Genomic DNA, 12,962 nt, shown 5'->3' on the forward strand with positions numbered 1-12,962 from the left:
ACGGCATCCTGCGCGAGTACATGACGGACGCGTTCGGCCAGACGACGGCGACGGAGTTGACCCGCCCGGACTACGCGGCCCTGGCGGAGTCCTTCGGCGTGCCGGGCATCCGTACGACCCCCGAGACGCTGGAGAGCGACCTGGCGAAGGCGTTGGCAGAGCCTGGGCCTTCGGTGGTCGTCCTCCCGGCGCTGCTGCGGATGTTCGCCCCTACCCACCTGGGCTCGGACTGATCACCCGATCGACTGTTCGCGGTGACCTCCGCGGGATATGTTCCGTGAGGTCGCGGGGTCCCGGCCGGGCCGATGTCGGATGCGGCCATTACCCTGACCCGGGAGAGGAGGACAGCGTGCTGCTGAGGTTCCGCGTCGCGAACGTACGGTCCCTGCGAGACGAGCAGGAGCTGTCCTTCGTCGCGCCGGGCGAGAAACAGGGTGGATCGGCGAACCTGGTGGATCTCGCAGGCGGCGGATCCGTCTCCGTCCTCCCGCTGATCGGCATTTTCGGGGCCAACGCCTCCGGTAAGTCGAACGTCCTGAGCGCGATGACGGACATGCGTAACGCGGTCCTCAACTCCTATGCGCACTGGGCCTCTTACGACGGCATCCCGCGCCAGGTCTTCTCCCTGGATCCCAAGAGCGAGAGCGAACCCTCCTTCTTCGAGGTCGACGTCGTCATCGACGCGGTCCGCTGGACGTACGGCTTCGAACTCGGAGCCACCCGTGTCGAGTCCGAATGGCTGCACAGCTACCCGCACGGCCGCCGTCAGGAATGGCTCGACCGGGACGCCTCCCGGCCGGACGTCTTCAAGTGGCGCGGCGGACGGGTCAGGGACCGGGCCCAGCTCGTACGGCGTACGCGGCCGAACGCCCTGCTGCTCTCCATGGCCGGCACGGACAACCATCCGCAGCTCTCCCCGCTGTTCCACTGGTTCCGCCGCAACTTCTGGATGATCAGTCCGGAGGTCGAGCGGGACGAGCGCGCGCGGTACACCACGAAGGAACTGTCCGGTCCCAGGGCCACCAGGATCCAGGAGTTGTTGAGGGTCGCCGACCTCGGCATCACTGGAGCGAGGGTCGTCCAGGAGAGCCCGGGCCGGGACACGGTGAAGCTGACCCACCACTCGGCTGCCGGTGATGTGTCCTTCGACTGGCAGGATGAGTCCTATGGCACCCGGTCCTGGTTCGCCCTCCTCGGCCCTCTCCTCCTCGCCCTCGACGAGGGCGCGGTCCTGCTCGTCGACGAACTCGACGCCAGCCTGCACTCCCGTTTCGCCGCCGAGGTCGTCCGGCTCTTCCACGACCCGTACGCGAACCCCAAGGGTGCCCAGCTGGTTTTCACGTCGCATGACGCGACGGTGCTCACCACCCCGAGCGGCGAGCGGCTCCTCGACCCGGCGCAGGTGTGGCTGACGGAGAAGAACAAGGACGGGGCGACCGAGCTGTATCCGCTCACCGATGCGGAGCCGGGCGAGGACGAGGACCTCACGCAGTCCTATCTCGCGGGGGCCTTCGGTGGGGTTCCGGCTCTCCTGGAGGGGCAGATCGCGCGGCGGCTGCTGGTGGCGCGCGAGGCCGGCACGCACGACGGGACAAGCGAGCGAGCGGACGAGGCGGGGCGCGACTGATGGGGCGGGCGCAGAAGGGCAGGGACTCGTGGGAGCGTCCGGCCCGGCGGGGCGGGCAGCGCAAGCGTCAGGTCTTCATCTTCACCGAGGGCAAGGTGACCGAGCCCTCGTATCTCGACATTCTCAAGGACCACGGCGTCCCGCTCGCCGACGAGGTCCCGGTGGAGATGCACATCGCCAACCGCAGAGCGGACAGCGGGCGCAAGCCGCTCGACCTCGTCGAACAGGCGATCAGGCTGAAGCGCGAAGAGGACCGCAAGGCGAAGCGGGCCAAGCTGGAGAAGAAGTACCTGCCCCAGGTCTGGTGCCTCTTCGACCACGACAACTACAAGTACGTCCGTGACGCACTGGACCAGGCGAAGGCGGCGGGCATCGGAGTCGCCTTCTCGCACCCGTGCTTCGAGGTGTGGCGCCTCGCGCACTACAAGCCGGTCAGCGGCTCGTTCGCCGGGGTGTGCGGAGGGGCGGCCGAGCGGCTCCCGTTCCAGCGGGGCTCCCAGGACGCCAAGACCCCCAAGGTCGTCCTGCCGGACCAGATCCTGGGCCACTACAAGACGGCGCGCGAGAACGCCGAGCGGATGAACGGCCAGCACGCGGCACATGTGGGCAAGTGGGACAGAGACCCTTACACGGACGTGCACGAGTTCGTGGAGAAGGCGCTGCACATCGGCACGTACTGACTGCTCTCGGCCATGATCACTCGCTGATTTCGGTATGGCCCCGGCCTGGTCATAAGGTCTCTCCGTCATCTCAGGTCGGGTCGTAGGGAGTCGTACGTGGCCAAGCTCACGCTAGCCCAGCTGGAACGGCATCTGTGGGCCGCCGCGGACATCCTGCGCGGCACGATGGACGCCTCCGAGTACAAGGACTACATCTTCGGGCTGCTCTTCCTGAAGCGGGCCAACGACGAGTTCGAGGCGGCCAGGGACAGGCTCAGGCGGTACGCGGTCGAGGAGCTGAAGCTCAGCGAGGAGGACCTTCCCGGCTACCTGGAGCAGCCGGGCCCCTACCGCAAGCGCGATGTGCTGTACGTGCCGGGGAAGGCTCGATGGCACAAGATCTCTGCTGCCATCTCCAACATCAATGAGATGACACTGCGTCCTGCGCTCCAGGAACTGGAGAGCCAGAACGCGAAGCTAAAAGGCCTCTTCGACCACCTCGATTTCAACCGCATTGGTGGATCGGGCGCCGCGTCTAGTACGGCCAAGCTCGCTGACCAGCGTTTGAAGCTCCTCATCGCACACTTCGGGCGGATCAGGCTGCGCACGGAGGACTTCGAGTTCCCTGACCTGATCGGTGCCGCCTACGAGTACCTGATCAAGGAGTTCGCGGACACGGCCGGACGCAAGGGCGGCGAGTTCTACACCCCGCGCGCCGTGGTCCGCATGATGGTCGAGCTCCTCGCCCCCACCGAGGACATGAGGATCTACGACCCGTGCGTCGGCTCGGGCGGCATGCTCATCCACGCGGCGGAGTACGTGGAGGAGCACGGCGGCGACACGTCTTCGATGTTCTTCGCCGGCCAGGACGCCAACTCCGGTTCCTGGATCATGTCGACGATGAACATGGTCCTGCACGGGGTGCGCCGCTTCGACCTGGCCACCGGGGACACGCTCTCGCAGCCGGCGCACGTCCCGCGCTCGGACGAGGACCGCTTCGACGGGGTGCTCAGCAATCCGCCGTTCTCCCTGGACTACGCCCTCGCGGACCTGGCGCACCCGGCCGAACGTGCCAAGTACGGGGCGACGAGCGAGCGCGGCAAGGCCGACCTGATGTTCCTCCAGCACATGCTGTGGGAGGCCAAGCGGGAAGGCTCCCGCGGCGGCATGGTGATCACGGTCATGCCGCACGGGGTGCTGTTCCGTGGCGGCGGCGAGCAGGCCATCCGTACGGAGCTGCTGGAGAAGGACGCCGTCGAGGCGGTCATCGGCCTCGCCCCGAACCTCTTCTACGGGACCGGGATCCCGGCCTGCATCCTGGTTCTCCGCCCGCCGGGCTGGAAGGACCGGGCGCGGGAGGGCAAGGTGCTGTTCATCAACGCCGACCGCGAGTTCCACGCGGAGCGGGCGCAGAACATCCTGCTCCCCGAGCACGCCGAGAAGATCGTCTCGACGTTCCACGCCTACGAGGAGGTACCCGGCTTCTCGCGGATCGTGACCCGCGAGGAACTCGCCGCCAACGACGACAACCTCAACATCCGCCGGTACGTCGACAACACGCCGCCGCCCGAGCCGCAGGACGTGCGGGCGCACCTAGTGGGCGGGGTGCCGCGCGCGGAGATCGAGGCGAAGAAGCCGCTGCTCGACTCGTACAGGATCGGGGTGACCGACCTGTTCGTGGAGCGGGAGCCGGCGGACCCGGCGTACGTCGACTTCCGGGACGAGGCGTCGGGCGGCCGCCCCGAGCTGGGCGAGCTGGCCCGGCCCCGGGAGGAGGCGCTGCGGGTGGAGTTCGGCAAGTGGTGGGAGGAGGAGGCTGCCTGCCGGCTGGAGGCGGTGGCGGCCACGCCCGAAGCTCTCGCCTCGTCCACGTCCTCCGAGCGCAAGGCCGCGTTGATGGCGGTGCGGGGACAGTTGATGGCGTCGTTCGGGGAACGGCTGGGACGGGTCGGCCTGCTGGACCGGTACGCGTTGGCGGGGGCGGTCGCGGGCTGGTGGTACGACGCCAAGTACGACCTGCTCGCACTGTCGGAGAACGGGTTCGGGGGTGTCGTCGACGGGTGGGTCGAGAACGTCGACACGATGCTCTCGCCCGAACAGGACGCGCGGACGAAAAAGCTGCGGACGAGGACGGCCGCGGAGCGGCGTCAGGCCTATGACCACAAGGTGGTCGCCGCGATCGCTCCGCGGTTCCTGGAGGAACTGGCGGAGGCGGACGCGCGCAAGGCGGAGGCGGACGCGTGGTTCAAGGAGCTGAGCGCGCGGCTGTCGGGGGGCGGGGAGGAGCCTGAGGCCGACGGCGATTCGGCCGACGGTGAGGTCGACTCGGAGGAAGTCGCTCTGAGTGCGGAGGAGTTGGCCGAGTTCACGGCTGAGCTGGCGCGGGTGAAGAAGGCGCGCACGAAGGCGGGCGCGGACATCAAACGCCTTGAGACGGACTTCCACCGGTATCCGTACCCGAGCGACTCGCCCACGTTGGGGGAGGAGCCGCCACGGTTGTTCCGGGCGCGAGCGGAGCTGGATGCGGAGGGGGAGCGCCGGGTGGTGCTCGACCTGCTGCGGGACGACTTGGCGGCAAAGCTGGATGGTCATGTGGTGCGGTGGCAGCGGGAACTGGCGGCGTCTTATGAGACGTGGGAGCAGAAGTATGCGGTGTCGTTGAGGGAGATTCGGGCGGGGCGGGAGCAGGCGGCGGACGCGCTCGATGGGTTCCTGAAGGAGCTGGGCTATGCGGAGTGAGGCATCTGTCTCCTGGGTTCCTGTCAAGGATCTCGGCGATGTCCGCATGGGCAAGCAGCTCTCACCGGCGAGCCGGACGGGTGCAGGGCAATGGCCCTACCTTCGGGTTGCGAATGTGTATGAGGGGCGTATCGATTACTCGGACGTGAACTCCATGGCGTTCTCGGCTGCGGAACGCGAGACGTATGGGCTCATGCCGGGCGACATCCTGCTCAACGAAGGGCAGGAGAACCTGATGATGGTCGGGCGGAGCGCGCTGTATGACGGCGCTCCCGGAGAGTATTGCTTCCAAAACACGCTGATTCGCTTCCGGCCCGGCCCGGATGTTCTTCCTGAGTTCGCGCAAGCGGTGTTTGTCTGGTGGCGTGCGAATGCGGTGTTCGCAGGGATCGCGGAGAAGACGAGCATTTCGCACCTGGGTGGGATCAGGTTCGGGGCACTTTTGTTCCCGCTGATTCCGGTGGCTGCGCAGCGGCGGATTGTTGAGGTTCTCGCTGGCTTCACGGAACTGGAGCGGGGCATTGAAGCGGAGATTCGAAAGCTGGAACTCATTGGTGCCAGCGTGATCAAGAGGCGACTTAACGATCTTTACTCCGCATCCAAGCTATTGACGCTTGCTGACGTGGCCTCAGTTGAGCGAGGCAAATTCTCGGCAAGGCCGCGAAATGATCCCGCATACTTCGGAGGCACATATGGTTTCATTCAGACCGGTGACGTTGCGTCAGCTCAACGCGGTGTGATTCGACGCGCTTCTCAACGTCTCAATGATGCTGGACTGGCAGTCAGTAGAAGTTTTCCAGTGGGGACGGTTGCTGTGACCATTGCGGCGACCATCGGAGAAACAGCGATCTTGGGTCAGTCTATGTGTTTCCCTGACAGTGTCGTTGGTGTGGTGGCCAACGATGGCGTTGATCCCCGCTTTCTTGAGATTTGCTTGCACAGGGTGAAGGGTGACCTGGAGGGGAAGGCGCCTCAGAGTGCTCAGCGAAATATCAATCTCCAGGACCTACGGCCTCTGGCCGTGCCTAGTGTCCCGCTCGGCACTCAGGCGGATCTGGTGAATCTATGGGAGACCTATAGGGGGCAAGCTGCGTTGATGAAGGACGAGTTGACAAAGCTCCGTCGCCTCAGGCAGGGGCTTGTGGGCGATCTGTTGCCGGGACGATTCACGGCTTCTGCCGTGACGGCCTGAGCAAACGGCGTCCGGTCCCGCCATAGAGCGCGGGTCGGATGAATTGTGGTGGGAGGCGGTCAGGCGGAGAAGTAGCCGTTCCTGACCGCTGCAATGAACGACGTCCAGATGGTCGACGGGAAGATCGGCGCGGGTCCCTCGGGAACCTTGGAGTCGCGGACGGGGACGCCCATGGGGTGGTTGTCCAGGATCTCCAGACAGCTGCCGCCCTGGTCGTTGCTGTAGGAGGACTTCCGCCAGCCCTTCAGTACCCCTGCGTTCGGTATCGCTCGGTCAGCCATGATGTTCGTAGTCCCTTGCTGTTGCCCTGAGCAGATCCAGTGATTCCTTGAGCGGCAGCGCGTTGCCCAGTGCGAAATCGTAGCGATGTTGCAGCTCCTGAACCACGGATGGGCTGTCGTGGATCTTCCCCATGTGCAGGCCTTCGCCGTAGGCCACGGGTGGCTGATCCTCGAACCACATCAGCGTGAGCATGTTGCTCATGAGGGGATGCATGCCCAAGGTGAACGGTAGTAGGTGCAGTTGGATCCGTTCGGCCTCGGCGAGTCTGATGAGGTGGTTGATCTGCTCCGCCATGACTTCCGGGCCGCCGATCCGGCGTCGTAGCACGGCTTCATCCAGTAGCGCCCACACTACGGGTGTCACTGGGTCGGCAAGGATCTTTGCGCGTTCCAGGCGTGTGACGAGGCGTCTGTCACGTTCCTGTTCACTCGCCGGAGGGAACGGCATGCTCAGAACCGCACGCGCGTACCTTTCCGTCTGGAGGATGCCGGGGATGAACGACAGGGCGAACTCCCGAATCATCGTGGCCTGCTGTTCGAGCTGAAGGGCCGCCTCGAAGTACCCCGCGACAGCGGTGTCGTCGTCCGGCAGGAAGCTGCTGAGCACATCGCCCGTGTTCAGCGCCCTGTCGAGGCGTCTCGCGTCTTCCTTGGAGGGGGTGCGCCGCCCCGCCTCGATGTGCGCGATGTGCGAACGCGTCATGACGGTGGCCGTCGCCAGCTCCTGCTGCGTCAGTCCGGCCGCTTCGCGCTGCGCCTTCAACCACTCCCCATAGATGTTACTCATCGTCAACTCCCGTGTGACAGATGTGTTGTCACATCCAACCCTCTGGCGAGCCTAGTCCGACCCGTCTCACTCTGTGAGTGGATCGCTACACAGCGACGTCCATGCACGTCGACCTGCCCTCGGGCACGGAAGACCCCCGCGACCGCTACCGACGGCCCGGGGGCATGGCCCTCAACCACATCGGAGTTGAAGACGTGTTGCACCGTATCGCCCGCATCGTCGAGCCGCTTCTCCGGCTCCTGTGGCCCGCCTCCGGGCGCCATCGGCACCGGAACCGGCACCGCGCCGGGGGAGCAGCCCGGCCCACCCCCGCGTCGGCCACCACCGTCACACCCGGCCGCCGCCCCTCCCCGCACAAGGCTCTCCCCCACGGTGAGGACTCCCGGCTCGTCCGCCCCTATCTCCTCGCCCACGAACGGCGCGTGCAGGCCAGGCAGCAGCGCGCCCGGCGCCGAACCCTCTGGCTCCCCGTGTACGGCATCGACGTAGGGCCACGGCACATCCACGGTGTCGATGTCGGCTCGCGCCGGACCCGGGGGAACGAGGTGGCCGCCGCATGATCTACAAGAGCCACGACGCCGCCACCCCCACGGCCGGCCGGCCCCGCCTTCTCCCCTGGTCCAACCTCGACGGCAACCCCTGCTACCTCGTCACCGACGACACCGGCACCGGCCGTCTCGCCCGCCTCGCCGACGACATCGAAGCCGTCCAGCTCGGCATGGCCGACGACCTTCTCGGCCACGCCGTCGACCTCCTGGGCGACGACAAGGCCACCGCACCCCAACTCCGTTACCTTGCCGCATGCTTGGCCGAGGCGCTCCACGACGTGCACCGCATCGCACGCAGCAGGGGAGCGCGTCTCCCTGAGCCCCACAGCGATGAGAAGAGCCGCGACTCCGTCCCGGATGAGGGCCCCGGCATCTGACCCGCCCGCCTCCGCCGCCGAGCGTGCGGATGTACTGGCTTGAAACCCCCGTACATTCGCACGATCGACCATGTCCTCTCCCCGTATCCCTTCCCCTCGCCCCGCTCTCCGGGCCCAGAATGGATCTCCGGGGAACAGCGGGATGTACGGAGAGGCGCGGGGCTGTGGTCGTGCACGTCGAGCGGGACGAGGTGGAGCGGCCGCTGGCGGCCCAGTTGGAGGCCATGGGGTGGACGCGCATCCCGGGCGTGGAGCTGGACACGCTCGACGCGGCCGTGCCGTTGCTCGTCGACCAGCTCGGACCCGCGCTGCGACGGATCAACCTCCGGGGCAGTGACGGTCAGCCCTGGATGGGCGAGGACGACATCCGGCGGGCGGTCAGCGAGTTGGCCTCCCTCTCCCTCGGCAAGGGTGTTGTGCAGGCGAACCTCGCCGCCACCGACATGCTGCTGCACGGCTGGACGCTGCCCTCGCCCTCCGCCGCGCACGGTGGTCCGTCCGCCACCGTCCAGTACGTCGAGTGGCATCCGGACCTCGTCACGCGCAACACCTTCACCGTCGTCGACCAGCTCCGCGTGCGCAGCCGCTCCGGCGAACTGTCGATACTCGACCTCGTCCTCTTCGTGAACGGCATCCCGCTCGTCGCCGTCGAGTGCAAGAGCCCCGATCTCGCCGAGCCCGTCCGCAGTGCCGTGCTCGATCTCCGGCACTACGCGGGGAATCCCGTACTGGACCTCGACGCCACCGGTGCTCCGGTCCCCGCCGGTGTGCCGGAACTGTTCCGGACGGTGCAGCTCCTCGTCGCCGCGACCGGCGAGACCGCCCACCTGGGTACCGTCACCTCCGAGCCCGAGCACTTCCACCCGTGGCGCAGTGTCGAACCGGAGGAAGAGAGCACGCTGCGGCGGGAGCTGCGTACCGCCGGACTGCTCGTGGACGGCACCGACCCGGCCGCGCCCGCGCCGCTCGGCGAGCAGCAGAAGCTCGTCGGTGTGGTCCTGAGGCCAGCCGCCCTGCTCAACGTCGTACGGCACTACGTGATCCCGATGGCCGTCGAGTCGGGGGCGGACGGCGGGGCCGTGCGGACCGTGAAGGCCGTCGCCCGGCACCAGCAGTACCGGGCCACCGAGAAGGCCGTACGCAGACTGCTGACCGGGCGGACCCGTGCCGGACGTGACACCGAGGACGAGCGCGGCGGTGTCATCTGGCACACGCAGGGCTCCGGCAAGTCGCTGACCATGACGTTCCTGGTGCGGCGGGTGCATCTGCACCCTCGGCTCAGCGAGTTCATGGTGGTCGTGGTCACCGACCGCACCCAGTTGCAGACCCAGCTCTCACGGACGCTGAAACTCAGCGAGTCCGACGTCGAGACGGCGGAGACCCGGACGCAGATGGAGGGGTTGCTGCGCGACGGCGGGCGGCGCGTCGTCTTCGGGATGATCCAGAAGTACGGGACGGGCTTCACCTTCGCCGGGGACGCGGAAGGCAGCGGAGACGACCGGGATCTGACGGGCGAGGGAACCGGCCGGAGCGAGGACGAAAGCCCCGGCCCCGTACCGGACTTCCCCGAGTGCAACACCTCGCCGGACATCCTCGTCCTCGTCGACGAGGCACACCGCTCCCACACCAGTGTCCTGCACGCCGCCCTGCGCAAGGCGATCCCGAACGCCGCCAAGATCGGCTTCACGGGTACGCCGATCATCACCGGGCGCGAGGAGGACACGCGTCGGATCTTCGGGCGGGGCGACTCGCCGCGGGGCTTCCTCGACGAGTACCGGATGGAGGACGCCGAGCACGACGGCGTCGTCGTCCGCATCCGCTACGAGGGACGGACCGGGGAGGGCGAGGTCCGTGACGGGGAGGTCCTCGACAAGGGTTTCGACGACCTCGTCCGGGACCGCACCCCCGAGGAGCGGGCCGCGCTGCTCAAGCGGTGGCCCACCGAGCGGGACGTCGCGGAGTCCGTTCCCATGATCGAGGCGAAGGCCGAGGACATGCTGGAGCACTGGGTGACCACCGTGCTTCCCGGCGGCTTCAAGGCACAGGTCGCGGCCGTCAGCCGGAAGGCGGCCGTGCAGTATCACCACGCCCTGCGCAAGGCCCGTGACGAACTACTGGCGCAGTTGGACGAGTTCGACCTGGAGTCGGTGACGGGGACCCCGCTGGAGAAGCTGTCCGCCAGACAGCGCTATCTCCACCAGGCTCACCTGTTCCGGGCGTTGCTGCGGCGGATCGACTTCGTTCCCGTCATCTCCCCGGGTTCTGGCCACAAGCGGGGGGAATGGAGGGAGTGGACCGACGCCGGTCGGCAGGAGGCGTACACCGAGCGCTTCCAGAAGGCCTTTCCCGAGCTGGCGCCCGATTCGGAGTGGGTCGCGGTGACCCCCTTCAATCCACCGCAGGCCCCGACCCCTCCCGCTGACTCCGCCGGCGGTATGAACACCCCGTGGTCCGAGGCCGCGAACAGCGAACCGCCGCCGCTCCCCACCTCGGTGCCCGACCCCGTGCACCCCGACAGCCCCATCGCGTTCCTGATCGTGAAGTCCATGCTGCTCACGGGATTCGACGCCCCGCGCGAACAGGCGCTCTACCTGGACCGGCCGATCCGGGACGCCGAGCTGCTCCAGGCCGTCGCGCGCGTCAACCGCACCTCGCCCGGCAAGGAGGTCGGCTACGTCGTCGACTACTACGGCGTCTTCGAGCACCTCTCCAGCGCCCTCGCCGGGTACCGGAACGCCGACGTCACCGACACCATGCGCGATCTGTCCTACGAAGTGGACGAACTCGGGCCCGCCGCTCAGAAGGTCCGCGACTTCCTGCGGCGCAACGGCATCGACGACGCGCAGCTCGACCAGCTCGCCAAGCTGGGGCCCGCGGCCCTCGCCCTGCAACCCGAAGACCTGCGGTTCGACTTCGACGAGGTGCTGCACGCGTTCCTCGCCACCCTCGAACGCGTCCTTCCGCACGAGGACGCCCTGGACTACGTGGCGGACGCCCGGCGCTGGAGCCTGCTCCAGAAGCGGGTGCGACGGCTGTGCCGGGACGCCGAGGGCGGCACGTTCACCCTGCGCCGGTACGGACGCAAGGTTCGGGCGATGATCGCCGACCACCTTGAAGGGCCGGAGATCGACCAGGTCATCCCTCCGGTCTCGCTCACGGCCCTCACCTTCGACGACGCCGTGCGGCGGCTGCCGCCGCAGGAGGCGGCGGCGGAGATGGGCCATGCACTCCGCTTCCACCTGGAGGAGCGGACGAAGCGGGAGGACCCCGCGAAGTACGAGCGGCTCTCCAAGCGTCTGGAAGAGATCCTGCGCACGATGCCGGGTCGCTTCGAGGAGCAGATCGAGGAGTTCGGCCCGCTGATCGAGGAGGCCAGGCAGGAACAGGAGGAGTCCCCGGAACTCGCCGGTCTCACGCCGCTCGAACAGCGGGCGTACCGGCTCGTGGAGCAGATCCTGGAAGACACACCCGGGATCAGCCTCGCCGACGGCGGCGACATCAGGCGGCTCACGGGCAAGGTGTGCGACATGGCCACCCGGACCATGGCCAGGGCGTCGTATCAGGGGCAGCACCAGGACATCAGCGCGCTGGCCGGAGACCTCCAGGACGTCCTGCTCAGTGGCCATGTCCGGCCCGTGAAGGGGGACTGGGCGTCGTTGGAGAACGCGGCCGAGCGCCTGGCGTCCTTCGCGCAGGACAACCTCCGGCAATTCCGGAACAGGGCGAGGGGAGAATAGGCGCGTGACCGCGCCGGCCGATCCCTCGACGTACCCCGCCCCCGAAGCACTCCTCACCGTGGACGGGCTGTCTCTGCGGGTGCGTGCCAGCGCGCGCAGGAAGCGGTTCGCGCTGACCGTCGAGAGCGACACGACCCTCACCCTGCACACCCCGGCCGGGCGCTCGACGGCCGAGGCGGAGCAGTTCGTCCGCGCGCACCGGGACTGGCTGCTGACCAAGCGGCGGGAGCGGGAGCGCACGCGCCCGCTCAGCCCCGTCAAACAGCTCGCCGACGGAGAGGTTTTCCGCTATCTGGGGAGGACGTACCGGCTGGCCGTGTCCGGTGACGAGGGGGCGGGCGGAGGAGTCCGGCTGATCGCGGGGCGCCTCGTCATGGGCCCGGATCTGGCGGCGGAGCCCCAGGCGGGTCGGGCGGCGCTGGTCGACTGGTACTGCCGGGCCGGCCGGAACTGGACGGGGCACCGGCTTCAGCCCTGGGCGGCCCGCATGGGGGTGGCCGAGCCGGAACTCGACGTGCGAGACCTGGGAGACCGATGGGGTTCGTACCGACCTCCGCAGGCCGGGGCGGGAGCCAAGGGTCTGATGAGTCTCGGATGGCCGCTCTTCCAGCTGCCCATGCATCTGATCGACTACGTCATCGCTCACGAACTGGCTCATGTGAAGGTGTCCGGGCACCGGGAGGGCTTCTGGCGGCTGCTGCGGACCGCGCTGCCCGAGTACGAGGAGCGGCGGGCGGACCTCGACGAGCTGGGGCGGCGGCTCTGGATGGGTGATGTCCGGTAAGCCGGGCTGAACTCCCTCTTGATCAAGGGAGTTCAGGCACGGCGAGGCCTACCAGATCGACTCGACCCACTCCGGGTGGTCGATGAACGGGTTGCGGTTGTGCTGGTAGGAGTCGTAGAGACGGGGAAGCTGCGCGAGGTCGGCCGGCGGCTGTTCGCCGGGCGGCTGCGCACCATCCGCCGAACTCCAGATACACCCCGGCGCTCCAGGAGGCGGCGTCGGCCTCGGCCC

General features: G+C 67.8%; 11 protein-coding genes and 1 pseudogene. 9 read left to right on the forward strand and 3 right to left on the reverse strand.

The genetic code is table 11. The features are described 5' to 3' along the window. The 5 genes from BIV24_RS30580 to BIV24_RS32845 form a co-directional block, all read left to right on the forward strand. Positions 1–233: thiamine pyrophosphate-dependent enzyme (locus BIV24_RS30580; protein ID WP_245767018.1), on the forward strand; the 233-nt coding region annotated here is incomplete at its 5' end. Between the two features lie 116 nt (positions 234–349). After that, positions 350–1,627 (forward strand): AAA family ATPase, encoded by a 1,278-nt coding sequence (locus BIV24_RS30585; RefSeq protein ID WP_071369719.1) that lies wholly within the window; start codon positions 350–352, stop codon positions 1,625–1,627. Continuing rightward, the gene (locus BIV24_RS30590; protein ID WP_071369720.1) at positions 1,627–2,307 is read left to right on the forward strand and encodes an RloB family protein; all 681 of its coding nucleotides are present in this window, start codon (positions 1,627–1,629) and stop codon (positions 2,305–2,307) included. The genes BIV24_RS30585 and BIV24_RS30590 overlap by 1 nt, the downstream gene beginning before the upstream one ends. Positions 2,308–2,403: 96 nt before the next feature. After that, the gene (locus BIV24_RS30595; protein ID WP_071369721.1) at positions 2,404–5,025 is read left to right on the forward strand and encodes a type I restriction-modification system subunit M; all 2,622 of its coding nucleotides are present in this window, start codon (positions 2,404–2,406) and stop codon (positions 5,023–5,025) included. Positions 5,026–5,071: 46 nt separating this feature from the next. Further along, entirely contained in the window at positions 5,072–6,217 is a 1,146-nt protein-coding gene (locus tag BIV24_RS32845) for a restriction endonuclease subunit S (RefSeq protein WP_177198881.1), read from the forward strand. Positions 6,218–6,276: 59 nt separating this feature from the next. Here BIV24_RS32845 and BIV24_RS30600 read toward each other — a convergent pair whose 3' ends face one another. Further along, positions 6,277–6,498, reverse strand: a complete 222-nt coding sequence (locus BIV24_RS30600; RefSeq protein WP_071369722.1) for a DUF397 domain-containing protein — start codon at positions 6,496–6,498, stop codon at positions 6,277–6,279. Then, complete coding sequence (locus BIV24_RS30605) at positions 6,491–7,285, reverse strand: helix-turn-helix domain-containing protein (RefSeq protein ID WP_071369723.1); 795 nt, start codon at positions 7,283–7,285, stop codon at positions 6,491–6,493. The genes BIV24_RS30600 and BIV24_RS30605 overlap by 8 nt, the downstream gene beginning before the upstream one ends. Before the next feature lie 77 nt (positions 7,286–7,362). Here BIV24_RS30605 and BIV24_RS30610 point away from each other — a divergent pair, with 77 nt between their 5' ends. From BIV24_RS30610 to BIV24_RS30625, 4 genes are all read left to right on the forward strand, one after another. After that, positions 7,363–7,845: a hypothetical protein gene (locus BIV24_RS30610; RefSeq protein ID WP_245767019.1), complete on the forward strand. Its 483-nt coding sequence runs from the start codon at positions 7,363–7,365 to the stop codon at positions 7,843–7,845. Continuing rightward, complete coding sequence (locus tag BIV24_RS30615; RefSeq protein WP_071369725.1) at positions 7,842–8,210, forward strand: hypothetical protein; 369 nt, start codon at positions 7,842–7,844, stop codon at positions 8,208–8,210. The genes BIV24_RS30610 and BIV24_RS30615 overlap by 4 nt, the downstream gene beginning before the upstream one ends. A gap of 164 nt (positions 8,211–8,374) precedes the next feature. Further along, complete coding sequence (locus tag BIV24_RS30620; protein ID WP_071369726.1) at positions 8,375–11,947, forward strand: type I restriction endonuclease subunit R; 3,573 nt, start codon at positions 8,375–8,377, stop codon at positions 11,945–11,947. A 4-nt stretch (positions 11,948–11,951) separates the two neighbouring features. Then, positions 11,952–12,731, forward strand: coding sequence for a M48 family metallopeptidase (locus BIV24_RS30625; RefSeq protein ID WP_071369727.1), 780 nt, complete (start codon positions 11,952–11,954; stop codon positions 12,729–12,731). A 48-nt stretch (positions 12,732–12,779) separates the two neighbouring features. On the opposite strand, the pseudogene BIV24_RS34065 reads toward BIV24_RS30625, so the two are convergent. Then, positions 12,780–12,962 (reverse strand): annotated as a pseudogene (locus BIV24_RS34065) (hypothetical protein); the annotation flags it as partial.

Source organism: Streptomyces colonosanans (genome assembly GCF_001866645.1).
Taxonomy (GTDB): domain Bacteria; phylum Actinomycetota; class Actinomycetes; order Streptomycetales; family Streptomycetaceae; genus Streptomyces; species Streptomyces colonosanans.